We start from the raw sequence: 25639 nt of genomic DNA, 5'->3' as shown, positions 1-25639 counted from the left end.
ACGGATCGTAGCTCATTGTTACCTATACTCACAATGAGCGGCATCCTGATATTGTTCCCGCATGACCACCCCAGATCCCGAGGGCCTGCTCGCTGAGCAGTTGCTGCGGCTCACCCGCCGGGTGCACCGCATCCAGAAACGCCACCTGGAGCGGCGCGACCTGGGCGTCACCCCGGCCCAGTCCCGGCTGCTGCGCACCCTCGCGCACTACGGCTCGCCCCCGCGCATGGCCGACCTCGCCGAGCGCCTGGAGGTGGTGCCGCGGGCGGTGACGACGCTGGTCGACGGGCTGGAGGCGAACGGCAATGTGCGACGGGTCCCGGACCCGACGAACCGGCGCGTGACCCGCATCGAGCTGACGGACGAGGGCCGGGAGACCCTGCGGGAGCTGCGCGGCGCCCGCCGGTCGGCCGCCGAGGAGATCCTCGCGCCGCTGACAGAGAAGGAACGCCAGGTGCTGGGCGTCCTGCTGGACACCCTGATCGACGGAGAGGTGGCCAAGCGCTGCTGAACGGCGGCGGCCCCCGCTCCACGAGACGGAGCGGGGGCCGCGTGCGCTGCGGATACGGGTCAGCCGGCCTCGGGGGCAGGCTCCTTGACGGACGGCACCGGCACGGCGGCGTCCTGCACCGGCGCGGCGGCGCCGGCCTCCGGCGCCTGCTCCGGTACGAACGCGATCTCGCCGTCCAGCACCTTCTTCGCCCGTACGGTGTCCAGCGCGCCCTCCCAGCGCGACACCGCGAATACGGCGACGCAGTTGCCCAGCAGGTTCGTGGTGACCCGCATCGAGTCCATGATCCGGTCGACGCCGAGCAGCAGGGCGACCGCCCCGGCCGGGATCACGCCGAGCGAACTCGCGGTCGCGGACAGCGCGAGGAAGGCCGAACCGGGCACGCCCGCCATGCCCTTGCTGGTCAGCATGAGGACGAGGACGACCGTGATCTGCTGGCCGAGGCTGAGGTCGACGCCCACGGCCTGCGCGATGAACAGGGTGCCGATCGAGAGGTAGATCGAGGCGCCGTCGAGGTTGAAGGAGTAGCCCGTGGGCAGCACCAGCCCCACGGCGTCGTCCCGGCAGCCCGCCTGGCGCAGCTTCTGCATCATGCGCGGCATCACGGTCTCGCTGGAGGCGGTGCCGAGCGCGAGCAGCAACTCCTCGCGGGTGTAGCGCACGAACTTCCACAGACTCAGCCCGCTGACCAGCCGCAGCGCGACGGCGAGCAGCACGAGGAACAGGGCCGCGACGGCGTAGCACAGGACGATGAGCTTGCCGTAGGTCTTGATGACGCCCAGGCCGTACTGCCCCACCAGGTGGACCATCGCGCCGAACACGGCCAGCGGAGCCAGCCGCATGACGAAGCCGACGACCGCGAAGACGACCTCCTGCGCCTGCTCGATCGCGGGCAGGATCTTCGGCACCTTGGTGTGGCCGAGGTGGAGCAGGGCGGCACCCACCAGGCAGGCCAGCACCAGGACCTGGAGCAGCGCGTTGTCCGCGAAGGCGCCGACGAAACTGTTGGGCAGCGCGTTGAGCACGAACTCGCTGGTGGACGGCAGCGATCCGCCCTGGGTCTGCTGGTCGAGCGCCGAGGCGTCGAGCTTCGCCGGATCGACGTGCATGCCGGAACCGGGGCCGACCACGTTGGCTGCGACCAGGCCGAACAGCAGCGCCACCGTGGAGGCGACCTCGAACCAGATCAGGGCCTTGAGCCCGATCCGGCCGAACGCCTTCAGGTCACCGGCCTTGGCGATGCCGACGACGACCACGCAGAACACCAGCGGCGAGATCACCGCCTTGATCAGGCGCACGAAACCGTCGCCGAGCGGCTGGAAAGCCGTGGCCGAGTCCGGCCACAGCTTTCCGACGACGATGCCGAGCACGAGCGCGCAGGCGACCTGCGCGAAGAGGGAGGTTCGCAGTATGCGTGCGACGCGTCGCGGCAGCGACGGTACGGACTGCGGCACGGGCACTCCTAGAGGGGGACGTCGACTCGCAGAAGCCCGAACGGGACTTCTGCGATACGGAAAGCGGCTTCCGTGTCGATCACTCTGGAGGGGCCGTTGATCACACCCGAGACACCCGTGTGACAGCCGTGTAAATCACGCCGCGAGTACCGCACTCCACACGGCAGGCCTCAGCAGCGGCTGCGATCCTCCGTCAACACCCCTTGAACCGTGGTCAGTGAACGGTCGTAGCACCCGTCCGAGCCGGAGAGGCGGTAGCGCTCGCTCGACGTGCCGACCGCATGCCGCTGGTCGCGTGGGACGTTGATCGTGTACGTCGCGTCGCCGCTGTAGGTGTCGTCGAACCGCGACCACGCGGCGCGCCGGCCGCCCTGCCGCTCCACGGCCGTCGCCCGGTCGCCGAGGGTCAGCACGGTACGCAGCCGGTCGTCCGCGCCGAGGGTCGTGGCGCCGTTCATGGTGTACGTCCGGCGCGTGTGCGTCGTTCGCGCGGGTCCCTGCCCGTGCACGCTCACCGTCTCGTCGTCCGTCCAGGTCGCGTCCAGCCCGTCCGTGTTCTCACCGTCGGTCCAGCGGTGCGCGGAGGTGTTCGCGAGCGCGCGGGTGACGGTGGTGGTCACGCGGCCGTGCGAGGTGTTCAGGTACCCGGAGACGGTGAGCCGGTGCCCGGCCTCGGTGTCGACGCGGTTCTCCGCACCGGGCGTGTAGGTCGAGGAGTTGGCGATGTCGCTCGCCCGGTCGGCGGTGAGGGCGCCGGTGACGTGGGCGCGATGGGCGTCCTGCCAGACCAGGACGTTCACGGGGGCGCTCCAGCCGGACTGCCCCGCGGGCACGCCCACGACGGAGACCTCGACGCGGTGCGGGCGGCCGTCGTTCAGGAGTCCGGCGAAGGGCGTCAGGTCGTACTCGACCGGCCTGACGTCGAAGGCGCCCGGGCCCGGGATGACGTACCAGAGGAAGGGGTTGGACCAGCCACCGGTCCACACGTTCGGGAACGGCGCGGCGATTCCGGCGAGTTGCCCGTCGACCTTGATCTGCACCTCGCGGTACGGCCCGTGGTCGGCCTTGCAGGAGTACGACGCCGGGTCGGCCACTGTCAGGTACCAGAACTCCTCGCAGCCGCCGCCGGATCCGGTGGCGTACACCTCGGCGACGATGCGCTCGCTGTTGCGCGGGGTGGTGAGGGTCGTGCCGTCGGGCGTGTCGGCGAGGGTGAGGACGCGGTCGGGCGCGGGTGTCTCGGCGTGGCCCGTGTAGAAGGTGAGCGTCACCTTGACGTCGATGACGCCGGTGTAGGTGTCGTCCACGACGTTTCCGATGAGCATCTCGACGTCCTGCGGGCCGCGGAAGGTGTCGCTGTAACGGGTGACGTCCTTCTCCACGTGCCACTCGATGCCGTCCGGTGACGGCTCGGGCGTCGAGGTGCGCAGGATCTCGACCCCGCCGACGTGCAGATAGCCGAGGCGGTCGTACTGACGTCCCTTCACCTTGCCGTCGAGGCGCAGCACGACCTTGCTCCAGCGGTCGCCACAGCCCTTCGGCGGTGTGTACGCGCCCCGGTAGGGGGTGAAGTCACGGAACTGGGCCTCGGCCAGGGTGACCTGGCAGGACGTGGTGTGCGGACGGTCGACGGGCGGGGCGGCGGTCACCGGGTCGTGCCAGTCCGTGCCGAACTCGGCCGGAACGTCGGTGGCGGCCCGGGGCGCGGCTTGAGCGGCCGTGACCCCGGTGCCGAAGAACGTGCCCGCCAGGAGGGTCGCCCCGGCGAGCATGGACATGACTATCCGTCTTCTCATGGCCCGTGTTCTACGGCGAGTCGGGGCCGCCCCGCAATGAGGCGTCCCGTCATCCGTACTAGCTCACCAGGTCCGCCCTGTCTCCCATCACCACCACAGGATGCCGATCCGGGTCGAGGCTGCGCAGCAGGTACGCCATGGCCGGCTTGGACACGCTGACGCAGCCCGACGTACCGCTGCCGTGGTCCATGTGCAGCCAGATGCTCCCGCCCTTCTCCTCACCCTCGGGGCGCGTCGGGTTGTTCGGCGGGGTGCCCTTGACGCGGTTGTAGTCGATGGCGATGACGTAGTCGAAGTCGTGCCAGTGCGACTTGGCCCACCAGCGCGGGGCGGCGAAGGCAGGATCCTGCGTGTACGGCAGTTCGGCGCCCGGATCCTTGAGCACGCCGCCCGCGTCGGTGAGGGTGAACACGCCGACGGGGCTGCGCCGGTCGCCGGAGTGGTGGTCGGTGGTCCAGCCCTTCTTGCCATTGTGCGCCGGCCAGCTGCGGACCCGCTGCCATGCCGCGCCCTGCTTGGCGTAGAGCACGACCGTGGAGTCAGCCGAGTCCTTGCCGTCGCCGTAAACGGCCACCACCTGCCCGGAGTCGGCCGGAATCCGCCGCTGCAGGCGGGCACCGACGCCCGGGATGTGGCGCGGGTCACGGCTGCCCGCGCTGGACTTCCCTGCCTGGCCACCGGGTTCAGGGTTGCTGTGGGCACGTCCCTTCGCGCCACACCCGGACAGAGCCGCCAGAAGGGTTCCGCAAGCCGCCACCGCTATCGCCACACGCCGTACACCGTCGATCCGCACGCGACCATGGTCGCATCTCCCGCAGGCCGATTGTGCGATCTTCGGAATCCACCGAACCGGACCACAGGCTCCCGGACAAGCGTCACTCCGAGCGACGGGCATCTGGCCGGAACCCGGCGGACCGTGCTGGCCGTCGGGGAAAACCGGTTGAAATTCACCACTCTGCGACGCGACCCTTTCACGGTTTGTTGCCGCCCTCCCACCCTCCCTGACACGAGCCACTGGGACGTCATGCAGATTCAAGACCTTCCGTATTCCGACCCGGGTGTACCTGACGCACGTTCGGGTCCTCGCCTCCTGTGGTGGCTCTGGCGCAACCAGAGGGGCGGCCAGCTCAAGTCGCTCGCCTGGGGCCTGCTGCACTTCGTCGCCGTCTCCGCCCTGCCCTTCTGCGTCGGTCTCGCCGTCCAGGCCGTCATCGACCACTCCGGCACCCGGCTCGCCCTGACGGGTGGTCTGATGCTGCTCTGCGGTACGGGCATCGCCGTCGGCGACACCTTCCTGCACCGGACCGCCGTCACCAACTGGATCACCGCCGCCGCCCGGGTCCAGCAGTTGCTGGCCCGCAAGGCGGCCCAGCTGGGTTCCGCGCTGACCCGGCGGGTCGCGGCCGGCGAGGTGGTGGCCGTCTCCACCGGCGACGTGGAGAAGATCGGCTGGTTCGTCGAGGCCGTCTCCCGCTTCACCGCCGCCGCACTGACGGTCGTCGTGGTCTGTGTGGGCCTGGTCGTCTACCAGCCCGCCCTGGGTGTGGTCGTCGCCGTGGGCCTGCCGGTCGTCGCTCTCGCCGTGCTGCCGCTGCTGCCCCGGGCCACCCGTCGCGCCGACGTCCAGCGCGAGAAGGCGGGCCGGGCCACCGAACTGGCCTCGGACACGGTCGCCGGGCTGCGCGTCCTGCGCGGGATCGGCGGCGAGGAGCTGTTCCTCGACCGCTACCGCCGCGCCTCGCAGGAGGTACGGCACGCCGCCGTGCGCAGCGCCCGGATGTGGTCGCTGATCACCGCGATCCAGGTGCTGCTCCCCGGACTGCTGCTGATCGCGGTCGTCTGGCACGGCGTCCACCTGGCCCGCCAGGGCCGGATCACGATCGGCGAACTCGTCACCGTCTACAGCGCGGTCATGGTCGTCAACTACCCGCTGCGGCACTTCGAGGAGATCGCCATGGCGTACTCCTTCTCGCGGCCCTCGGCCAAACGGGCCGCGCGCGTGCTGTCACTTGAGCGGTCCACGGACGCCGACGGCTCCCGCGCGGCCGCGGTGCCGGGCGGCGACCTGTACGACCCGGCCACCGGTCTGCTCGCGGCCGACGGACGGTTCACCGCGGTGGTGTGCGGCGACCCGGACGCGGCCGGCCGGCTCGCGGAGCGGCTGGGCGGCCACCCCGCCGAGCCGGGCCCCTCGGTGCTGCTCGGCGGGGTGGCGCTCGACGATCTCCCGCTCGACACCGCCCGCACCGCCGTCCTCGTCCAGGACAAGGACCCGGTGCTGCTGTCCGGTTCACTGCGCGAACTGCTCGACGTGCCCGCCTCCGGTGCCGTACGCGCCGCGGACGCGCTGGCGGCCGCGCAGTGCGAGGACGTCCTGGACGCGCTGGTCCAGGGGTCGCTGGATGCCGCCGACCCGATGGACGCCCGCATCACCGAGCGCGGCCGCTCCCTGTCCGGCGGCCAGCGCCAGCGGCTCGCCCTGGCCCGGTCCCTGATCACCGACCCCGAGGTGCTGGTGCTGGACGAGCCGACCTCCGCGGTCGACTCGCACACCGAGGCCCGGATCGCGGACGGGCTGCGACGGCTGCGCTCCGGCCGGACGACGGTGGTGTTCACCTCCTCGCCGCTGCTGCTGGACCGCGCGGACCGGGTCGCCCTCGTCCACCAGGACGAGGTGGTGGCGGTCGGCGTGCACCGCGAACTGATCGACACCGACCCGCGGTACCGGGCCGTGGTCACGCGGGAGACCGACGAGGAGCTGGCCGCGGCCGACGCGGATACGGCCGTGGCCGAGGGGGGCGCCCTCCTGGGTGCCTTCGAAAAGCTGGAAGAGATCGAGGAGAGCGCATGATCGGCGTTGCGCCACCGACGTACGACCCGGCGGCCCCGACGACCGCCACCACCCTGCCCGTCGGCGCGACCGCGACCGTGCGCGCCTACGTGACCGAGCTGTTCCGCCGGCACCGCCGGGCCTTCCTGCTCCTCATCGCCGTCAACACCGTGGCCGTGGTCGCCTCCATGGTGGGCCCGTACCTGCTCGGCGGCCTCGTCGAGCGCGTGTCGGACCGGGCACGGGAACTTCATCTGGGCCTGACCGCGGGGCTGTTCGTGTTCGCCCTTGTCGTGCAGGCCCTGTTCGTCCGGCAGGTGCGGCTGCGCGGAGCGGTGCTCGGCGAGCGGATGCTGGCCGACCTGCGCGAGGACTTCCTCGTCCGCTCGGTGGGCCTGCCGCCGGGTGTGCTGGAGCGGGCGGGCACGGGTGACCTGCTCTCCCGCATCACCACCGACATCGACCGCCTCGCCAACGCCATGCGGGAGGCCGTACCTCAGCTGGCGATCGGTGTCGTGTGGGCCCTGCTGCTGCTCGGCGGGCTCGTCGTGACGGCCCCGCCGCTGGCGGCCGCCGTGCTGCTCGCCGCACCGGTGCTGGTGGCGGGGTGCCGCTGGTACTTCAAACGGGCGCCCTCCGGCTACCGCTCCGAGGCCGCCGGGTACGCCGCCGTCGCCACCGCGCTCGCCGAGACCGTGGACGCGGGCCACACCATCGAGGCGCACCGCCTGGGCGACCGGCGCATCGCCCTGTCGGAGCGGCGGATCAAGGAGTGGACCGCCTGGGAGCGGTACACGCTCTGGCTGCGGTCCGTGCTCTTCCCGGTGATCAACGCCGTCCACGTGATCGTGCTCGGGTCGGTCCTCATGGTCGGCGGCGCGTTCGTGCTGCGGGGCTGGATCGGGGTCGGCCAGCTGACGACGGGCGCCCTGATCGCGCAGATGCTCGTCGACCCGGTGAACCTGATCCTGCGCTGGTACGACGAGGTGCAGGTGGCCCAGGTGTCGCTCGCCCGTCTGGTCGGCGTCCGGGACATCGAGCCGGACGCCGGGGACGCCTCGCTGGCCCCCGGCGGACGGGACGTGCACGCCGACCAGGTGCACTTCGGCTACCGCGAGGGCGTCGACGTGCTGCGCAAGGTCTCCCTGCAGGTCGCCCCGGGCACCCGGCTGGCGCTGGTCGGCCCCTCCGGCGCGGGCAAGTCCACTCTGGGCAGGCTGCTCGCCGGCATCTACGCGCCCCGGGACGGCCGCATCACCCTCGGTGGTGCGGAGCTGTCCCGGATGCCGGCCGAACGCGTCCGCTCGCACGTCGCTCTCGTCAACCAGGAGCACCACGTCTTCGTCGGCTCCCTGCGCGACAACCTCCTGCTGGCCCGCACCGGCGCCACCGACGCCGAGCTGTGGGCGGCACTGGGCGCGGTCGACGCGGACGGCTGGGCGCGGGCGCTGGACGACGGGCTGGACACCGAGGTCGGCTCCGGCGGACTGGCGCTGACCCCGGCGCAGGCCCAGCAGATCGCGCTGGCCCGGCTGGTGCTGGCCGACCCGCACACGCTGGTCCTGGACGAGGCGACCTCGCTGCTCGACCCGCGCGCGGCCCGTCACCTCGAACGCTCCCTGGCCCGTGTCCTCGACGGCCGCACGGTGGTCGCCATCGCCCACCGCCTGCACACCGCCCACGACGCCGATGTGATCGCCGTCGTGGAGAACGGTCGTATCAGCGAGCTGGGCAGCCACGAGGAGCTGGTAGCGGCGGACGGGGCGTACGCGGCGCTGTGGCGGTCGTGGCACGGCTGAGTGGGCGCGGGCAGGGGCTGGGGTTCGCTTCGCCGCACACGTGCCGACACGGTCGGTGATCGCGTACGCGGTGACACGGACAGTGATCGCAGGGGCCGGTCGGGGGTGGCTGGGTGACCCCGGGCAGGAGCAGCGAGGCGGGGCCTGGCCGGGGTGCGCAACCGCAGGCCAGGCCCCGTGCCGTTGCGCAGTGCCGAACTGGGGTGGAAGGCTGGATAGCGGCACCGGCTCGGGGAACGGCTGGGACCCCTTCGGTTCCTGCCGTGTGAAACCCGTGCCGAGCGTGCCGGCGGCGCCCTGCCCCTCGCCGGGGCACGAGGCCGTCCTCACCACCTGGAGGTACCCGTGGACAGCGCCGACGGATGGGGGGACGACGTCTACCAGCCCGATGCCTCCGATGCCTCGGAGGTCCGGGAGGACTCGGGCGTGCTCGACGTCGAGGACACACTGGACTTCGACGGCGTCGACGACCCGCTGGACCGTGGCTGGTCCCCTCCGGAGCGGCCGTGGGCGGTCCAGCACACCGGGGTGACGGCGAGCGAACGTCTCTCCGGGGAAACGCTGGACCAGCGGCTCGCCGAGGAGCTGCCGGACAACGTCGCGCCTGACGGCGACGGCATCGGGGACTGCGAGGCCGACGGCGAACTGCTCGACAACGAGGTCGGCGGGCGCCGCTCCGGCCGGCTGGTCGCCCCCGATGAAGGCGCCCACGAGGACGAGGAGAGCGCCCTCATCGCCACCGACGTAGGCATCGACGGAGCCGCCGCATCCGCCGAGGAGGCCGCGATGCACATCGTCGACGAGGACTCCCTCTCCGGCTGACCAGGACGCCCCCTGCCCTACCGCCCCGCGCGAGGAGCCGCCATGCAGCAGGACAAGCACCCCGAGTACCACCCGGTGGTCTTCCGCGACCGCGCCGCCGGCTACGCGTTCCTCACCCGGTCCACGGCGAGCAGCGAGCAGACCATCGAGTGGGACGACGGCGAGACCTACCCGGTGATCGACGTGGAGATCTCCTCCGAGAGCCACCCCTTCTACACGGGCAAGGCCCGCACCGTGGACACCGAGGGCCGCGTCGCCCGCTTCGAGCGCCGGTACGGCGGGACGGAGCCGGGCGAGGGGAGCTGACCGGGCCGGGAACGTCAGATCACGTTGAGGGCCGCGGCGCAGCCCACTCCCCCGAGCAGCATGAACGCGGGCATCAGCACCTTCAGCTCGACCCAGCTGCCCGCCCGGAACCGCATCGCCTTCGGCGGCCCGATCGGGTACCAGCGCTTGCGGCCCAACGGAATCGGCCACAGGATCGGGCAGCCGGAGACCGTCAGCGCGTCCCCGATGTCGTGCACCAGCGCGCCCAGCACGATCGGCAGCCCCAGCCACAGGTACTCCTGCCCCGGCGCCGTGAACAGCCAGTCGGAGCCGTTGCCCGGCTTGTCCAGGATCCCCGCGAGGATCCAGGCGCTCGTCGCCGCGAGCAGCCAGACCAGGACATCGCTGCTGGAGCCCCGGGCCGCCCGCCACAGCAGACCTTCGATCGCCAGCACCATGTGCACGAAGAGGATCGCCAGGACCGCCCAACGGCCACCGGCGATCGCCGCCGCGGAGCTGCCGGCGCCGATGAGGACCGCCCACAGCCAGGTGTGCGTGAGCGTGCGGTGGCCGCCCGAGCGCCGCGCGTCGCCCTTCTTCCTGGTCGACTTGTAGACGGCGTACGACAGCTTGTCCACGATCTCGCAGAGCCATCGCGAGACCGGTCCGAAGGCCCGCGAGATGGTGGCCGCCTTGTGGTCGAGGTCCGGGGCGAGCGCCGCACCGGCGCAGATCAGCGCGCCGACGAGCAGGACCGGCCAGGGCATCGGGTGCCCGGCCGCGGCGGCCGCGGCTCCGACGCCGAGCCAGGCCGCGGCCCCCGACAGTGAGTGTGCTGGTCCCATCATGGCCGCTTCCCGCCCCATTCCTCGTGTGCCGCTGTCCAGTTGACCCGGTGCACTGACGCGCCGTCGGCGACACAGCGTAGCGGCCGTGATCTTCGCATCCGCAGCCGATTCCCCTCTCGAGGAGAAGGCCAGGCAAGATGGGTGCGTGACCCTCATCGATCAGCTGCCGCCGACCGCCGACCCCGACGCCCTGTACGAAGCCTTCGAGTCGTGGGCGCAGGAGCGCGGTCTCACGCTCTACCCCCACCAGGAGGAGGCGCTGATCGAGGCGGTCTCCGGGGCGAACGTGATCGTCTCGACGCCCACCGGCTCCGGCAAGAGCATGATCGCCGCGGGCGCGCACTTCGCCGCGCTGGCCCGGGACGAGGTCACCTTCTACACGGCACCGATCAAGGCGCTGGTGTCGGAGAAGTTCTTCGAGCTGTGCAAGCTCTTCGGCACCGAGAACGTCGGCATGCTCACCGGCGACGCCTCCGTCAACGCCGACGCGCCCGTGATCTGCTGCACCGCCGAGGTACTGGCGTCGATCGCGCTGCGCGACGGCAAGCACGCGGACGTCGGCCAGGTCGTGATGGACGAGTTCCACTTCTACGCGGAGGGCGACCGCGGCTGGGCCTGGCAGATCCCGCTGCTGGAACTCCCTCAGGCGCAGTTCATCCTGATGTCGGCCACTTTGGGTGATGTGTCCTTCTTCGAGAAGGACCTCACCCGCCGCACCGGCCGCCCCACCGCGGTGGTCCGCTCGGCCACCCGCCCCGTGCCCCTCTCCTACGAGTACCAGCTCACCCCGCTCACCGAGACGCTCACCGACCTGCTGGAGAGCAAGCAGGCCCCCGTGTACATCGTGCACTTCACCCAGGCGCAGGCCGTGGAGCGGGCGCAGGCGCTGATGAGCATCAACATGTGCTCGCGCGAGGAGAAGGACCAGATCGCCGAGCTGATCGGCAACTTCCGCTTCACCACCAAGTTCGGCCGCAACCTCTCCCGTTACGTGCGCCACGGCATCGGCGTCCACCACGCCGGCATGCTGCCCAAGTACCGGCGCCTGGTGGAGAAGCTCGCCCAGGCCGGTCTGCTCAAGGTCATCTGCGGCACGGACACGCTCGGCGTGGGCGTCAACGTGCCCATCCGGACGGTGCTGTTCACCGCGCTGACCAAGTACGACGGCAGCCGGGTGCGCACCCTGCGCGCTCGTGAGTTCCACCAGATCGCGGGCCGGGCCGGCCGGGCCGGTTTCGACACGGCGGGACTCGTCGTGGCGCAGGCGCCCGAGCACGTCATCGAGAACGAGAAGGCCCTCGCCAAGGCCGGCGACGACCCGAAGAAGCGCCGCAAGGTGGTGCGCAAGAAGGCACCGGAGGGCTTCGTCGGGTGGACGGAGAACACCTTCGAGAAGCTGATCGCGTCCGAACCCGAGCCGCTCACCTCGCGGTTCCGGGTGACCCACACGATGCTGCTGTCGGTGATCGCCCGCCCCGGCAACGCCTTCGAGGCGATGCGTCACCTCCTGGAGGACAACCACGAGCCGCGCAGGCAGCAGTTGCGGCACATCCGGCGCGCGATCGCGATCTACCGCTCGCTGCTGGACGGCGGCATCGTGGAGAAGCTCGACAAGCCGGACGCCGAGGGCCGCATCGTCCGGCTCACGGTCGACCTCCAGCAGGACTTCGCCCTCAACCAGCCGCTGTCCACGTTCGCGCTCGCCTCCTTCGAACTGCTCGACCCCGATTCGCCGTCGTACGCCCTCGACATGGTGTCCGTGGTCGAGTCCACGCTGGACGACCCTCGGCAGATCCTCGTCGCCCAGCAGAACAAGGCGCGCGGCGAGGCCGTGGCCGCGATGAAGGCCGACGGCGTCGAGTACGAGGAGCGCATGGAGCGCCTCCAGGACATCTCTTACCCGAAGCCGCTGGAAGAGCTGCTCTTCCACGCGTACAACACCTACCGCAAGAGTCACCCGTGGGTCGGCGACCACCCGCTGTCGCCCAAGTCCGTCATCCGGGACATGTACGAACGGGCGATGTCCTTCACGGAACTGGTGTCCTTCTACGAACTGGCCCGCACCGAGGGCATCGTGCTGCGCTACCTCGCCAGCGCCTACAAGACCCTCGACCACACCATCCCGGACGACCTGAAGTCCGAGGACCTGCAGGACCTGATCGAGTGGCTCGGCGAGATGGTGCGCCAGGTGGACTCCAGCCTGCTGGACGAGTGGGAGCAGCTGGCCAACCCGGAGGAGATGACCGCCGAGCAGGCCCAGGAGAAGGCCGACGAGGTCAAGCCGGTCACCACGAACGCGCGTGCCTTCCGGGTACTCGTCCGCAACGCCATGTTCCGCCGCGTGGAGCTGGCCGCCCTCGACCAGGTGGGGGAACTGGGCGAGATGGACGCCGAGGCCGGCTGGGACGCCGAGGCGTGGGGCGAGGCGATGGACAAGTACTGGGACGAGTACGAGGACCTCGGCACCGGCCCCGACGCCCGCGGCCCCAAGCTGCTGGTCATCAAGGAGGAGCCGGAGAACGGCCTCTGGCGCGTCCGCCAGATCTTCGACGACCCGAACGGCGACCACGACTGGGGCATCAGCGCGGAGATCGATCTGACGGCCTCCGACGCCGAGGGCCGTGCGGTCGTGCGCGTCACCGATGTCGGCCAGCTCTGAGCACAGGAGAATCCCACCGATGACGAACCCGGCCGAGAGACTGGTCGACCTGCTCGACCTGGAGCAGATCGAGGTCAACATCTTCCGTGGCCGAAGCCCGCAGGAGTCCCTGCAGCGGGTCTTCGGCGGCCAGGTGGCGGGCCAGGCACTGGTCGCCGCCGGGCGCACCACGGACGGCGAACGCCCGGTGCACTCGCTGCACGCGTACTTCCTGCGCCCGGGCCGGCCGGGCGTGCCCATCGTGTACCAGGTGGAGCGGGTCCGCGACGGGCGGTCGTTCACGACACGCCGGGTCACGGCCGTGCAGCAGGGCCGCACGATCTTCAATCTGACCGCCTCCTTTCACAAGCCTGAGGAAGGACCGTTCGAGCACCAGCTGCCGCCGGCCCGTGACGTGCCGGACCCGGAGTCCCTGCCGACGGTGACCGAGGAGATCCGCAAGCATCTGGGCGCCCTGCCGGAGCAGCTGGAGCGGATGGCGCGCCGCCAGCCCTTCGACATCCGTTACGTCGACCGGCTGCGCTGGCACGCCGAGGAGATCGAGGGGGGCGAGCCGCGCAGCGCCGTGTGGATGCGTGCGGTCGGTCCGCTCGGTGACGACCCGCTGGTGCACACGTGCGCGCTGACCTACGCCAGCGACATGACCCTCCTGGACGCGGTCCGCATCCCGGTCGAACCGCTGTGGGCCGCGCGGAACTTCGACATGGCCTCGCTGGACCACGCCATGTGGTTCCACCGGCCGTTCCGCGCGGACGAGTGGTTCCTGTACGACCAGGAGTCCCCGATCGCCACAGGCGGGCGCGGTCTGGCCCGCGGGCGCATCTACGACCTGCAGGGGCGGCTGCTCGTCTCGGTCGTCCAGGAGGGTCTGTTCCGGGCCCTGTAGCGCGGGGTTCAGACCCCGGCGGGCCGGGGGTTTCTGCGGCGGAGCCATGCCCGCAGTCCGCGGGTCGGTCGCGGTGCCTCCGGTCGGTAGACGTGGTCCCGGGGCACGGCCGACGGGATCGGCCGTGGCGTGGGCGCGGTGTGCCGTGGGGCCGGGCGCGGAGCCGGTGAGTGGGCGCGCGCCTGCTCCACCGTGTGCGCCAGGGCACTGCGCAGCCAGCCGATCTCGTCCGGGTCCTGTGCCGTCATCAGCTGCTCGGCACATTGCGCGGACGGTGATCCCGGCGCTCCGTGGTCGGGCGGAGCGGGCCGGAAGCGGTTCAGGTGGGCACGCTCATAGGGGTCCCTGACCACGTCCGCGACGTCGACGGGCGGAAGGAAGGCGGCCACGACCCCGGCGTGCGCCCATGGGTCTTCGGACTGCCTCGTCAGGAATCCGAGTTGCCGTCCCCGCCAGTTACGGGCCCGAAGGTCGACCCCGGCCGCCAGTTGACCCCTGAAGCTCTCCGGCGTACGGCCCTTGAGCAGGTGTGCGTTCTCGGCGCCGGTCGTGAACTGCCGTAGTTCCTCTGCCAGATAGAGCCAGACCACGGCTCGATAGCGGTTCAGGTAGAAACGCACCGGCACCAGCAGACCCAGACGGGCGAGCCGAGTGAACCTGCCCGCGGGGATCTCCATGAGCGCGGCGCCCTCCGCCGTACCCACGACGTGCACGCGCTCACGGAGAGTGCCGGGAAAGCCGTCCTGGGCGCGCAGCCGGTCGATCTCGGCCCGTTCGACCCGGCGACCCCCGCCTCCCCCCTCGTCGGGCACGGTCCGGATACGGCCGAGATGGACGGCGAGGTCGAACTCGCGGCGCCTGAGCCCCAGTTCACGAGCTGCGCGGCCCGGCGTGCAGGTGACGGTGCGGGCGGGGACGTAAATGCTTCCCGACATGGTCGTACTCCCCCGTGGAGTCGATGGCTCACGCCCTGTGCGTTCGCCGTGCACACACCGTAGCCGGTTCGGCGCACATCGTGGCGAGCCTGTGGATAACTCCACCGTGCAAGGCAAAGACGCAGGTCAGAGATCTGCCAGCGGAGCGCGATCGGGTTGCCGGGCATCCACGCCGAGGTGTTCGCCGACCCGGTTCACGAGCAGGGTCATCTCATAGGCGATCTGGCCGATGTCGGCCTGCGCGCCGCTGAGCACACAGAGGCAGCTGCCGGTGCCGGCGGCGGTCACGAACAGCACGGCGTCGTCGTACTCGATCATCGTCTGACGCACCCGGCCCGCACCGAAGTGGCGCCCCGACCCCTTCGCAAGGCTGTGCAGCCCGGACGCGACCGCGGCCAGATGCTCGGCGTCCTCGCGGCGAAGGCCGGTGCTCGCACCCGTGACCAGTCCGTCGTTGGACAGGACCAGCGCGTGCCGCACATGGTCCACCCGCCCGGTCAGATCGTCCAGGAGCCAGCCGAGTCCCTGGTTCTGCGCCATGTTCCGTCTCCCCGTGTGACGTCTCCCCCTGGCTGGAGGAACTGTCCGCCAGCCTTCCCCACGACCGGCCTGCGGGCAAGCAGGATGGGCGTATGGCACAGAAGATGACCGATGAGGAATGGCGGGCGTTCGTCTCGGACGGCACCCGAACCGGCAAGCTGTCCACCGTCAGCGCCGATGGGAGCCCGCATGTGGCCCCGATCTGGTTCCTGCTGGACGGGGACGACCTGGTCTTCAACACAGGTAGGGAAACCGTGAAAGGGCGCAATCTCGCCCGTGACGGACGGATCGCCCTGTGCGTGGACGACGACCGGCCGCCGTTCCACTTCGCGGTGCTGCACGGGCGCGCCCGGCTGTCGGAGGAGCTGGACGAGGTGCGTCATTGGGCCACCCACATCGCCGCCCGGTACATGGGCGAGGAGCGCGCGGAAGAGTACGGGGCCCGCAACGGCGTCCCCGGCGAGCTGCTGGTCCGGGTAGCCGTGGAAAAGGTGGTGGCGATCAAGGATCTGGCCGCCTGAGGCTCAGCCCACCGAGTCGAGGAGCCGGGCGGTGTGCATCCGCCCGGCGTACTCGACGAGGCGGATCAGCACCTCTTTGCCGGAGTCCCGGTCGCGCGCGTCGCACAGCACCACGGGTGTGCCCCGGTCCAGGTCGAGAGCCCGGGAGACGTCGTGGGCGCCGTAGTTGCGCGCTCCGGCGAAGCAGTTGACGGCCACCACGAACGGGATGCGCCGGTGCTCGAAGTAGTCGACCGCCGGGAAGCAGTCCTCCAGGCGGCGGGTGTCGGCGAGGACCACGGCACCGAGGGCGCCCTGCGCCAGTTCGTCCCACAGGAACCAGAAGCGGTCCTGCCCGGGTGTGCCGAAGAGGTACAGGGAGAGGCCGGAGCGGATAGTGATGCGCCCGAAGTCCATGGCGACGGTCGTGGTGACCTTCTGGTCCACGCAGTCGGTGTCGTCCACCAACTGGCCGGCTTCGCTGAGCAGTTCCTCGGTGCGCAGCGGGCGGATCTCGCTGACGGCCCCGACGAGGGTCGTCTTGCCGACACCGAAGCCGCCGGCGACCAGTATCTTCAGCGCCAGGGCGGACATGTCGCCGGCGGCGTCGGAGTGCTCGGAGACCATGATCACTTCTCTCGGGAGGGCCGGCTGCGGTCGGTGTCGGGGTGCTCGGGAAGGGAAGTCAGCATCATGACAACTCCGGCATCCCTCCGGGGGATGGGACCGGAATACGCTTGATGTGACCGTTTCGCGCCCGGTCGGTTCCGGAACGCGCACGGAACGGGATGCCGCGAGGCGCCCGTCGGATTCTGAACGTTCATCTACAGCGCCCGCAGCCCCTCGATGACCTCACGGAGGATGCGTTCGTCCGGCAGGTGGGCCGGGGGTACCGGGCGGCTGATGGTGACGCAGCCCAGCTCCAGGAGGTCGCCGAGGAGCACCCTGACCACGCCCACCGGGAGGTCCGCGTCGGCCGCGAGTTCGGCGACGGACTGTGTCTCGATGCGGCACAGGTCGACCAGGGCGCGGTGTTCGGGGCCGAGCGCGGTGTCGTCGTCCACCGCCGGTGCGGCGGGGGCGAGGGTGACGAGGGCGATCAGGTCGAATCGCACTCCGGTGGGGCCGGGCTGGGTGCGTCCGCCGGTCATGGCGTAGGGGCGGACCAGGGGCCCGGCCTCGCCGTCGTACCACTGGCTGCCCTGCTCGCGCGGGCCGTCGGTCGGCTTCTCGGTCATGCGTGGCGCCCTTCCGGCTCATCCGGCGGCGGGCGGCTGGGCGCCGACGCGGGGCGCTGTGTAGAGGTGCTCGCCCACGCGCTTGACCAGTCGTGCCATCTCGTAGGCGACCAGGCCGATGTCGGCGGTGACGGCGGTGAGCACGGCGAGGCAGGAGCCTTCGCCGGCGGCGGCCACGAAGAGGAAGGCGTCGTCCATCTCCACCATGGTCTGGCGTACGCCGCCCGCTCCGAAGTGCCGTCCCGCGCCCTTGGCGAGGCTGTTGAAGCCGGAGGCCACGGCGGCGAGATGCTCGGCGTCCTCCCGCGCGAGGCCGGTGGAGGCGCCGACGGCCAGGCCGTCGTTGGACAGCACGACGGCGTGCCGTACCTCGCTCACCCGCATCACCAGGTCGTCCAGCAGCCAGTCGAGTTCGCCGGATCGCTGGGCGGCACTCATGTTCGGGTCCTGGATCATGCCGGGTCTCCTTCAGTGCTGTCACTGCCCGTTTCGGGCTCCGGGGCGGCGCCGCGGCCGGGTTGTCTGCCGCCGCCGCGGGTCCAGCCGTCGCGATAGGCCGCCATGCGGTCCCGTACGAGTTCGGGGGTGCGCCGGTCGTCGCCGCGCGGATCGGGTTCCGGCACCGGTTCTTCGGGGCGCTGATGGCGGAGTTGGGGCGCGAGGCTCGCCTGGCGCACGCGGCGTGGAAGGTCGTCGGAGGTCTCGGAGTCGTTCGGTGGGCGGTGCAGCCTCAAGGCGGTGACTCCGGGGGGCGGGGGTTCGTGCGTGGGGGGCGAGGGGGGCGGAGCGGTGACCGCGAGGGCGGGTCGGCCGGTCGGTGCGGTCACCGCGGAGGGGGGCCGGGGCGGGTCGGGCACGGGCGCGTACGCGCGTGGCTGCTCCGGCCGTGCTGGTGTCTCTTCGTGGGCGGGGCGTTCGGCGGTGCGGGAGTGCAGCAGGGCGGTGGGCACCAGGACGACCGCGGTGGTGCCTCCGTAGGGGGAGGTGCGCAGGTGCACCTTGATGCCGTGCCGGGAGGCCAGCCTGCTGACCACGAACAGTCCGAGGCGGTCACTGTCGAACAGGTCCAGGGCCTCGGACTGCTCGATCCGCCGGTTGGCCTCCGCGAGGGTGTCGTCGCCCATGCCGAGGCCGCGGTCCTCGACTTCGAGGGCGTAGCCGTTGCCGACAGGTTCACCAGTGACGCGCACGCGCGTGTGGGGCGGCGAGAACTGGGCGGCGTTCTCGACGAGTTCGGCGAGCAGGTGGGTGACGTCGGCGACCGCCGCGCCGATGACGGACGCCTCGGGGAGCTGACGAACCTCCACGCGCGCGTAGTCCTCGATCTCGGAGACGGCCGCGCGTACGACGTTCGTGAGGGACACCGGCATGCGCCAGGCACGGCCGGGGGCGGCTCCGGAGAGAATGATCAGGCTCTCGGCGTGGCGCCGCATCCGGGTGGTGAGGTGGTCGAGACGGAAGAGGTCGCTCAGCTCGTCGGGGTCGTCGGAGCGCCGCTCCATGCTGTCCAGGAGGCTGAGCTGGCGGTGGACCAGCACCTGGCTGCGGCGGGCCAGGTTGACGAAGACTCCGGAGATGCCGCTGGCGAGTTCGGCGCGCTCCACAGCTGCGTGCAGGGCGGCGCGGTGCACGGTGGTCAGGGCCTCGGCGACCTGGCCGGTCTCGTCCTCGGCGGGCGGTCCGGCGGGCGCTTCGGCCTGGATGTCGATCTCCTCGCCGGTGCGCAGTTTCCGCATCGCTGCGGGGAGTTTGCGGCGGGCGATCTCCAGGGCGTCGTTGCGCAGGCTCACCAGCTCGACCACGAGGGCGCGTCCGATGCGGACGGAGATGACGAGCGAGGCGGCGACGGCAGCGAGGCCGAAGACCACCGCGGCGCCCGCGGGGCTCAGAAAGCCGCGTGTGAACGGGTCGGCGCGGCCCGCGACGGCTCGGCCGGTGTCCGTCGCGATGGTCCGCATGGCGTCCTGCACGCGCGCGTGGGCGGTGTTCCAGGCGGTCGCCGGTGCGGTGTCCACCGCCTTGGCGCCGGTGCCGGCGGCGAGGATCTTGTCCTCGGTGGCGGTGAGGCCGGTATAGGCGCTGCTGCCGGCCAGGTCGCGCCAGGCGGCGCGCTGGGTGACGGGCAGGTCGTTCACGGCCGCCTCGGTGAGGGTGCGGCGCGTGGCGACGGCCGCGCCGAACAGCCGCAGCCGTTCGCCCTGCAGGCTCGCGGCCGGGCGCGCGCTGCCGAGGATCGCGTCCTCCTGGGCCAGCGCCTCGGCGGCGCGGGAGAATTCGAGCAGCACGCGCGCGTCGGTGCCGACGTCGGCCTGCTGGATGCCGGTGAGGGCGCCGTCCACCGTGAAGGCCGTACCGATGGAGTTCGTGTACCGCGCGTACACCTCGCTCCAGTCCGCCTTGTGGTCCAGTACGGCGCTCCGCAGCGCGTCCAGGTGCTCGGCGCCGGTGACGAAGTCCTCGAGGCGTCCGCCGACTCCGGCGGGCAGTTCCTGGCTGTCGGCGACGGTGTTGCCGTGGCCGAGCCGCAGCCGGGCCACCGCGCGGTCGGTACGGGCGGCGAGGCCTTCGAGGTCGTCGCCGCGTCCTGCGCCCGGGTCGGCGGCATAGCGCACGGCCGCGGCCCGCTCGGTCTGCAGCGCGGTGACGGCTGCGGCCACCGGGGCGCGCAGTTCGGCGTCGACCCGCTGGGACTGACGCAGCCGGGCGACGTCCTGGACGGTGCTGACGGTGGCGTACGCCCACAGGGCGAGCAGGGAGATCACGGGCACCATCAGCAGGCAGACCACCTTGGCACGCACCGTGCGGGGGCGCATGTGCCAACGGCCCGCGCGCGGGGACGCGTTCTCCGGGAGCGTGTCGAGGGTCCTGCCCGCGTCCTCGTCGGCCGGTGGTCCGGCGTGTGCTCGGCGGCCGCGGGGCGGGGGTGGGGACTGCGCCGGGGTGCCGGCTATGGGGGTGCTACGGGGTGGGCGCATGGCCTCCTCGCTCGGGACGTGGGTCGGGGCTCCGGGGCCGGGCTCCCGCTAGCGGGCGGCGCTCTGGACGGGCCGCTGGGCCGAGGCGGACGCCTCGCGCTCGTCGGCCGTGGGCGAGAGGGCGACGAAGGCCGAGGTGAGGAACAGATAGGACCCGAGGCCGACGGCGAGGGGGAAGATGAACTGCATCGCCGTGGCCCCGGGCAGGACCTCTCCGGAGGGGGTGACGCGCACACTCACCGCGAACATCCCGGTGTAGTGCATGCTGCTGACGGCCGCCCCCATGACGAGGGAGGCGAGGGTGACCGCCAGGGGCGACTTGATGTTGAGCCCCGCCCACAGGGCCGCGGTCGCCGCCACGACGGCGATCAGGACCGAGAGTCCGACGAGGACGGGGTCGTAGTGCACGTGACCGTGCAGCCGTACCGCCGCCATGCCCAGGTAGTGCATGCTCGCGACGCCCAGCCCGGTGGTGAGCCCCCCGAGGAGGAGGGCCCGATTGCGGTCCCGGCTGTACCCGACGGCGAAGACGCCGGCACAGACGACGACCATGGCGACGACGAGACTCAGGATGGTCAGCGGCACGTCGTACCGGATGTCGGTGCCGCTGACGCGGAAGCCGAGCATGGCCACGAAGTGCATGGTCCAGATGCCCGTCCCGATCGCGGAGGCGGCGGTGACGAGCCAGTTGCGGCGCGAGCGGCCGGTGGTGGCGAGCGCGCGCACGGTGCAGCGCAGTCCCAGTGCGGCCCCTATGCAGGCCATCACGTACGACAGCGCGGGGGTCAGCCAGCCGAAGGCGGCGTGGTCCAGGTGTCCCATGGCCCCGGGACGCTAGCCGGGGCAGGGGCGCACGAAGGGGGCGCATTTCGAAAGGTGTTGGAATATGACACAGACAGGCGATGGAACGATCGCGTCCAGCTCGAACATGCGCGCAGGAACGTCCCCCGTGTCGGTGAGGGATCATGCGGAGCATGAGCGACGACCACACACACGTACAGGAGTTCTTCACCGCGCGCGCGGCCGACTGGGACAGCAGGTTCCCCGACGACGGCCCCGCCTACGCGGCCGCCGTCGCGAACCTGGGCCTGCGCCCGGGCGACCGCGTGCTCGACGCGGGCTGCGGCACCGGACGCGCCCTTACGCCCTTGCGTGCCGCCGTGGGGCCCTCCGGGGTGGTGGCCGGGATCGACCTGACCCCGGCGATGCTCCAGGCCGCCGCACGGGCCGGGCGGGGCCGGGCGGGGCGACTGCTGCTCGCGGACGTCGCCGCCCTGCCGCTGCGATCGGCTTCCATGGACGCCGTGTTCGCGGCGGGCCTGATCGCGCACCTGCCCAAGCCCTCCGAGAACCTGCGGGAACTGGTCCGCGTGGTGCGACCGGGCGGCATGCTGGCGCTGTTCCATCCCATCGGCCGGGCGGCCCTGGCGGCGCGTCAGGGGCGGCAGATCACGCCCGACGACCTGCGGGCCGAGGCCAATCTCGGTCCTCTCCTGGCCCGCGCGGGATGGCGCATGACGTCGTACGTCGACGAGGATGCCCGTTTCCTCGCCATGGCGGTGCGCGAGGGCTGACTGTCGGGGCGGATCAGATCCGCCCCGCCACGGTTGCCACGAAGGCGTCGGGGTGGTCGAACATGACGTTGCGCCCGGCGCCGGGCACCGTCACCACGCGGACCCCGGCGGCTTCCAGGCTCTCCCTGCCCGGGAGTTCGCCGCTGTGCTCGCCCTGAAGGTAGACACGGTCGATCGTCAGGCCTTCCAGAATCGTGCGCATCACGGGGTCCGAACCGCGCCGGAGACCGACGGCACTGCGGTGCAGCGCGCGCGGATCGGCCAGCCGCATCGTGGCGCCCCACAGCGGTCCCACGGCCTCGAGCACGCGCGCGTACTGCTCTTCGACGAACTCGTCCTCCCCGTAGGCGGCGATGCCGCTGCTCGCTGCCGTCTGCGGCGGGAAGGCATCCAGATTGGCCTCCGTGAGGACCAGCCGGGAGACGAGGTCGGGCCGCCGGTGAGCGAGCACGATGGCGACGGCGCCGCCCATACTGTGCGCGATCAACTCGGCTCCGGTGACGCCGGCCTGGTCCAGTGCGGCCGCCACGGCGTCGGCGTTCTCCTCCAGCGTGTAGCCGAAGTGCACGGGCCGGTCGCTGATGCCGTGGCCGGGCAGGTCCACGAACAGGCTGCGCCTGCCCGCGAGTTCGGGACGAGCCGCGATGTGCGCGTGGTACACGGCGGAAACCGATCCGAGGCCGTGCAGGTACACGCGCGCGGGCTCCTCACCGGGCACCTCCGTCCACCGGATCCGGCTCCCCTTGCTGTCGAATTCGGCCTGCTTCACGGTGCCCCTCCCTGATGTCTGCGATGACGCGCACCGAAGATACCTCGGTTTCGAGGTATAGCGGTAGTGAAATATCGAGGCTTCGCTGTACCGCGGGTCTACGAGAGAATGCGGGCATGCTGGAACTCGCCATCCTCGGTTTCCTGTACGACGCCCCGCTGCACGGCTACGTCCTGCGCCGGCACATCGCCGCTCTCACTGGCCATGTGCGGCCCGTCGCCGAGAGCACGCTGTACCCGGCGATCAAGCGGCTGGAGAAGGCGGGCCTGCTGGCGCGGGCCACCGAGCCCGGCGCCGTGGCCGCGCCGCGTCACGTGCTGACGCTCACCGAGGAGGGCAGGCAGGAGCTGCGGCGCCGCCTCGCCGACCCCGGGCAGCGCGAGATCACGGACGAGAACCACTGGTTCACGCTGCTCGCGTTCCTGCGCCACCTGGACGACCCGGCGGCCCAGGCCGCCGTGCTACGGCGCCGGCTGGCCTTCCTCGAGGAACCGGCGAGCTTCTTCTACGACGGCGACCGGCCGTTGGCCGCCGAGGAACTGGACGACCCGTTCCGGCGCGGGGTACTCAAAATCGCGCGTGCCACGAGCCGCGCCGAACTCGCCTGGCTGCGCGACACCCTCGCCTCACTCGAGGCCGTCGGCCGCTGAGGCGTCCAGGTGCCGTACCGGACAGCCGCCCATCCCCGGGACCGGGCGGGTGCCCAGGTCGGCCGGCCGGTAGCCGTTCGGATAGCCCTTGATCTCCCAGTTCTGCCGTGCGAAATGTGCTGTGCGGCGCGGCGGCAGCAGCCGGACCAGCCGGCCGCGTGTCCGGACCGCGCGGCGCACGAGCGCGGAAGCGGCCGGGTTCGGCGGCTCGTAGCGGAAGGCACGCAGCAGCGGCTCGTCGAGGAGGGCGAGCGTGGCCGTCCGCAGCAGCGGTGCCAGCGGGCGCGGATACCAGGACGCCATCAGTTCGAGGGTGGCGTCGGAGACCCGTCGACCCTGCTCGTCCCAGCCGAAGTGCGCCACTTCGTAGGCGTTGAGGAGCGCTTCGAACTCCTCGTAGGTCTCGGGGATGCCGGGGATGCCCATGTGCCGGCCGAGGGTGCGGTAGTACTCGGTGGTGGCCACGATCTCGTGCCGGGACAGGCGACGCCAGCCGTAGGTGTCGATCCAGCGCCTGGGCACCACCACGAAGGTGGAGAGCACATAGCGCATGTCGTCGTCGCTGATGTCGTAGCTGCGGTGCATCTGGTTGATGCGGCGGATCGCGGTGCGGCCCTCGTCGGCGGTGAAGCCGTGCTCCACGACGGCGTCGAGGAGGAGCACGGTGTCGTCGTACCGCTTCTGTGTGCGCTCGGTCAGCTCCGCCGTCCGTGCCAGCAGCCGCCCGATGCTCGGCACGGCGTAGGTGCGGTACAGGGCCAGCTCCAGAGCACGTGTGTAGTCCCAGGGGAATTCGAACGCCACGCTGAGCCGGTATATTTCGAGAGCGTCCGCCACCGGATCCATCCGACGGATCTGCTCGAGCCGCTCGAAGCGCTTCACCACGCCGTCCCCCTTCTGCCGCCGAAGCTCCAACTCTACGTTGAACAGGATCAGATGAACGATCAGCGACGACCCCGTTCAGGGGGAAGGTGGGGCACGTGTTCGACGTGATACGCAAGTACGCCGCCAGATTCCGTACCTCCTCGCGCGCGGAGGCGACGGACACTCGGGACCGGCGTGCGCACAACTTGTTCGAAGCGGCGGCCGTCTATGTGGCGGCCTGCGCGGAGGACGATCAGGACCGGATCGACGAGGCGGCGGCATGGGTGTCTCCGGAGGCGCTGTCGTTCGGGGTGAGCGAGCTGGCGTGCCGGGCCGTGATCGCGCTCGCCCGGGAGCGCGACGAGTCACCCGGGGCGGTGGCCCGCCACCTCCTCGGGCTGCCGGCAGCCTGAGAAACGCACCCCGCCGACGGCGGTCGTTTCGCCCCCGTCCGGGTGGAAACCTGCAGCTCCGCGTGGTGTGCGGAGTCGTGACAAGCGGCTTCCGCTCGCACTAGGGTGCGCGCCGATGGACGAAACACTGGGGAGGCAGGGATGGCCGGGACGGACAATGAGGCCGTCGCCGCCGCGGACGAGGCGCTGTACGTGCTCACGGCGGTGCTGCTGACGCCGGCGCAGTTTCCGAGCGTGCTGGGCGACGACTACCCGGAGGCCTGCACGGCGCTGGACCTGGCGCCGCGGGCCGACGGGTACGGCCTGGTGCTCGGGCAGGATGGCGACGGGGCCCGCTGGACGGTCGTCATCGACGACGTCTCGCTGGTCGCCGTGGCGATCGCGTCCTGGGACTGCGGCATGGAGTACGAACTGTCGCCGGACGAGCGCACGGTCGTGACGGCCCTGCCGGGCTGGCCGCTGGCGGTCGCCGTCGCAGCACCCGGTGTGCCCGCGCCGCACGACCCCGGCCCCGAGGTGGTGGAGGGGCCCGCCCTGACTCCGCCGGACACCAGTTCCTGGGGGCCGGCCCAGCGGCGCCTGGGCGCCGACGAGATCGCGCTGCAGTGGGCGGCCTGGCGGGAGCAGATCGGCGACGACCACCTCCCTTCGCCCGGTGACCAGACAGAGACGGCGAAGGCCTCGGCGGACGATGAGCCGGAGAGCGCGCCGAAGGGCGGCCACCAGGGCATCCGGCGGGTGCTGGCGGAGGCGCGGGCCTACATAGACTCGCCGCCGCCGCTGGGCCGGGTGCGCTCGTCGTTCGCCCCGGGCAACGCTCGTACGCTGCGCGCCGACGGCCCCGGATGGTCGATGGTGGCCCGCACCGACGACATCGCGTTCGTCCTGCTCGACGATGAGCCCGGGGAGGTCCTGCCGGTGGGCCGGGGTCCCGAACTGCCCGGTCTTCTGGAGGCGCTCGACAATATGGCCGTGCGGCCCAGCTGACCCCGTGGGGGCCGCGTCCGCCGAGGAGGCGCGGTCCCCGACGGTCCGTGGCGCACCCGCGGCCGCCCCGGCGATCGGACCTGGTCCGGTCGCCGGCCTCTCAGCGACCGAGCTCCTTGCGTCCGACCCGGCGGAGCCTGCGCCGCTGCGAGGGGTCCAGCGCCAGGTAGGCGGCGGTCGGGACCCCCACCACGATGAGGAACGCCACCCACCACGGCAGCCATATCAGCAGGATGAGACCGACCGCCACACCCCCTGCGGCGATCTTCGCGTTCTTGGACATGAGCGTCGCCTCCTTCGCGGCCACTGCCGCTCTCTGCTC

The 25639-nt window shown here is 71.5% G+C and carries 26 protein-coding genes; 12 read left to right on the top strand and 14 right to left on the bottom strand.

Annotated features, from left to right (window positions below):
• The first annotated feature begins 61 nt into the window (after positions 1-61).
• On the top strand, positions 62-511 hold the full coding sequence (locus tag CRP49_RS29660; RefSeq protein WP_097256104.1) for a MarR family winged helix-turn-helix transcriptional regulator: 450 nt from the start codon (positions 62-64) through the stop codon (positions 509-511).
• Positions 512-570: 59 nt separating this feature from the next.
• On the opposite strand, the gene CRP49_RS29655 is transcribed toward CRP49_RS29660, so the two are convergent.
• The 3 genes from CRP49_RS29655 to CRP49_RS29645 all read right to left on the bottom strand — a co-directional run bounded on the left by CRP49_RS29655 (position 571) and on the right by CRP49_RS29645 (position 4554).
• A complete protein-coding gene (locus CRP49_RS29655) occupies positions 571-1965 on the bottom strand; it encodes a cation:dicarboxylate symporter family transporter (RefSeq protein ID WP_097256103.1) in 1395 nt (464 codons plus the stop codon).
• A gap of 170 nt (positions 1966-2135) precedes the next feature.
• A complete protein-coding gene (locus tag CRP49_RS29650) occupies positions 2136-3761 on the bottom strand; it encodes a peptide-N4-asparagine amidase (RefSeq protein WP_257033522.1) in 1626 nt (541 codons plus the stop codon).
• A gap of 58 nt (positions 3762-3819) precedes the next feature.
• The gene (locus CRP49_RS29645) at positions 3820-4554 is read right to left on the bottom strand and encodes a L,D-transpeptidase family protein (protein WP_179851786.1); all 735 of its coding nucleotides are present in this window, start codon (positions 4552-4554) and stop codon (positions 3820-3822) included.
• 231 nt (positions 4555-4785) lie between these two features.
• Between CRP49_RS29645 and CRP49_RS29640 the strand changes: the two genes are divergently transcribed.
• The 4 genes from CRP49_RS29640 to CRP49_RS29625 all read left to right on the top strand — a co-directional run bounded on the left by CRP49_RS29640 (position 4786) and on the right by CRP49_RS29625 (position 9518).
• Entirely contained in the window at positions 4786-6612 is a 1827-nt protein-coding gene (locus CRP49_RS29640; protein WP_097256100.1) for an ABC transporter ATP-binding protein, read from the top strand.
• Positions 6609-8390, top strand: coding sequence for an ABC transporter ATP-binding protein (locus CRP49_RS29635; protein ID WP_097256099.1), 1782 nt, complete (start codon positions 6609-6611; stop codon positions 8388-8390). The genes CRP49_RS29640 and CRP49_RS29635 overlap by 4 nt, the downstream gene beginning before the upstream one ends.
• 345 nt (positions 8391-8735) lie before the next feature.
• A complete protein-coding gene (locus CRP49_RS29630) occupies positions 8736-9212 on the top strand; it encodes a DUF5709 domain-containing protein (RefSeq protein WP_097256098.1) in 477 nt (158 codons plus the stop codon).
• Positions 9213-9254: 42 nt separating this feature from the next.
• Complete coding sequence (locus CRP49_RS29625; protein WP_097256097.1) at positions 9255-9518, top strand: type B 50S ribosomal protein L31; 264 nt, start codon at positions 9255-9257, stop codon at positions 9516-9518.
• A gap of 14 nt (positions 9519-9532) precedes the next feature.
• On the opposite strand, the gene CRP49_RS29620 is transcribed toward CRP49_RS29625, so the two are convergent.
• Positions 9533-10327: a metal-dependent hydrolase gene (locus tag CRP49_RS29620; RefSeq protein ID WP_097256096.1), complete on the bottom strand. Its 795-nt coding sequence runs from the start codon at positions 10325-10327 to the stop codon at positions 9533-9535.
• Positions 10328-10472: 145 nt separating this feature from the next.
• Between CRP49_RS29620 and CRP49_RS29615 the strand changes: the two genes are divergently transcribed.
• Complete coding sequence (locus CRP49_RS29615) at positions 10473-12986, top strand: RNA helicase (protein WP_179851785.1); 2514 nt, start codon at positions 10473-10475, stop codon at positions 12984-12986.
• A 19-nt stretch (positions 12987-13005) separates the two neighbouring features.
• Positions 13006-13872, top strand: a complete 867-nt coding sequence (locus tag CRP49_RS29610) for an acyl-CoA thioesterase II (protein WP_097256095.1) — start codon at positions 13006-13008, stop codon at positions 13870-13872.
• Positions 13873-13880: 8 nt separating this feature from the next.
• Here the strand turns inward: CRP49_RS29610 and CRP49_RS29605 are convergent, their stop codons facing one another.
• Together CRP49_RS29605 and CRP49_RS29600 are read right to left on the bottom strand one after the other, a co-directional pair.
• Complete coding sequence (locus tag CRP49_RS29605) at positions 13881-14807, bottom strand: DUF6397 family protein (protein ID WP_097256094.1); 927 nt, start codon at positions 14805-14807, stop codon at positions 13881-13883.
• A gap of 126 nt (positions 14808-14933) precedes the next feature.
• Positions 14934-15347: a roadblock/LC7 domain-containing protein gene (locus tag CRP49_RS29600; RefSeq protein ID WP_097256093.1), complete on the bottom strand. Its 414-nt coding sequence runs from the start codon at positions 15345-15347 to the stop codon at positions 14934-14936.
• Positions 15348-15439: 92 nt separating this feature from the next.
• Between CRP49_RS29600 and CRP49_RS29595 the strand changes: the two genes are divergently transcribed.
• Complete coding sequence (locus CRP49_RS29595; RefSeq protein ID WP_097256092.1) at positions 15440-15868, top strand: PPOX class F420-dependent oxidoreductase; 429 nt, start codon at positions 15440-15442, stop codon at positions 15866-15868.
• 3 nt (positions 15869-15871) lie between these two features.
• Here CRP49_RS29595 and CRP49_RS29590 read toward each other — a convergent pair whose 3' ends face one another.
• From CRP49_RS29590 to CRP49_RS29570, 5 genes are all read right to left on the bottom strand, one after another.
• Positions 15872-16474 carry an ATP/GTP-binding protein gene (locus tag CRP49_RS29590; RefSeq protein ID WP_097257602.1) on the bottom strand — a complete coding sequence of 201 codons (603 nt, stop codon included), beginning with the start codon at positions 16472-16474 and terminating at the stop codon, positions 15872-15874.
• Between the two features lie 197 nt (positions 16475-16671).
• Complete coding sequence (locus CRP49_RS29585; protein ID WP_094222325.1) at positions 16672-17085, bottom strand: DUF742 domain-containing protein; 414 nt, start codon at positions 17083-17085, stop codon at positions 16672-16674.
• Between the two features lie 18 nt (positions 17086-17103).
• The gene (locus CRP49_RS29580) at positions 17104-17541 is read right to left on the bottom strand and encodes a roadblock/LC7 domain-containing protein (protein ID WP_094222326.1); all 438 of its coding nucleotides are present in this window, start codon (positions 17539-17541) and stop codon (positions 17104-17106) included.
• Positions 17538-20060 (bottom strand): nitrate- and nitrite sensing domain-containing protein, encoded by a 2523-nt coding sequence (locus CRP49_RS29575; RefSeq protein ID WP_179851784.1) that lies wholly within the window; start codon positions 20058-20060, stop codon positions 17538-17540. The genes CRP49_RS29580 and CRP49_RS29575 overlap by 4 nt, the downstream gene beginning before the upstream one ends.
• A 48-nt stretch (positions 20061-20108) precedes the next feature.
• Entirely contained in the window at positions 20109-20882 is a 774-nt protein-coding gene (locus tag CRP49_RS29570; protein WP_097256091.1) for an MHYT domain-containing protein, read from the bottom strand.
• Between the two features lie 143 nt (positions 20883-21025).
• Here CRP49_RS29570 and CRP49_RS29565 point away from each other — a divergent pair, with 143 nt between their 5' ends.
• Positions 21026-21634, top strand: a complete 609-nt coding sequence (locus tag CRP49_RS29565) for a class I SAM-dependent methyltransferase (RefSeq protein WP_179851783.1) — start codon at positions 21026-21028, stop codon at positions 21632-21634.
• A gap of 13 nt (positions 21635-21647) precedes the next feature.
• Here the strand turns inward: CRP49_RS29565 and CRP49_RS29560 are convergent, their stop codons facing one another.
• Positions 21648-22403, bottom strand: coding sequence for an alpha/beta fold hydrolase (locus CRP49_RS29560; RefSeq protein ID WP_097256089.1), 756 nt, complete (start codon positions 22401-22403; stop codon positions 21648-21650).
• Positions 22404-22519: 116 nt separating this feature from the next.
• Here CRP49_RS29560 and CRP49_RS29555 point away from each other — a divergent pair, with 116 nt between their 5' ends.
• Positions 22520-23053, top strand: a complete 534-nt coding sequence (locus CRP49_RS29555) for a PadR family transcriptional regulator (protein ID WP_094219500.1) — start codon at positions 22520-22522, stop codon at positions 23051-23053.
• Here the strand turns inward: CRP49_RS29555 and CRP49_RS29550 are convergent.
• A complete protein-coding gene (locus CRP49_RS29550; protein ID WP_097257600.1) occupies positions 23030-23935 on the bottom strand; it encodes an oxygenase MpaB family protein in 906 nt (301 codons plus the stop codon). The genes CRP49_RS29555 and CRP49_RS29550 overlap by 24 nt on opposite strands.
• Positions 23936-24033: 98 nt before the next feature.
• Between CRP49_RS29550 and CRP49_RS29545 the strand changes: the two genes are divergently transcribed.
• Complete coding sequence (locus CRP49_RS29545) at positions 24034-24330, top strand: hypothetical protein (RefSeq protein WP_097256088.1); 297 nt, start codon at positions 24034-24036, stop codon at positions 24328-24330.
• Positions 24331-24471: 141 nt separating this feature from the next.
• On the top strand, positions 24472-25317 hold the full coding sequence (locus CRP49_RS29540) for a hypothetical protein (RefSeq protein ID WP_097256087.1): 846 nt from the start codon (positions 24472-24474) through the stop codon (positions 25315-25317).
• Between the two features lie 100 nt (positions 25318-25417).
• Here CRP49_RS29540 and CRP49_RS29535 read toward each other — a convergent pair whose 3' ends face one another.
• Positions 25418-25600 carry a hypothetical protein gene (locus CRP49_RS29535; RefSeq protein ID WP_094219513.1) on the bottom strand — a complete coding sequence of 61 codons (183 nt, stop codon included), beginning with the start codon at positions 25598-25600 and terminating at the stop codon, positions 25418-25420.
• Between the last annotated feature and the right edge of the window lie 39 nt (positions 25601-25639).

This window comes from Streptomyces sp. Ag109_G2-15 (genome assembly GCF_900215565.1).
GTDB lineage: Bacteria > Actinomycetota > Actinomycetes > Streptomycetales > Streptomycetaceae > Streptomyces > Streptomyces diastatochromogenes.
This window is presented reverse-complemented; position numbering and strand designations above follow the sequence as displayed.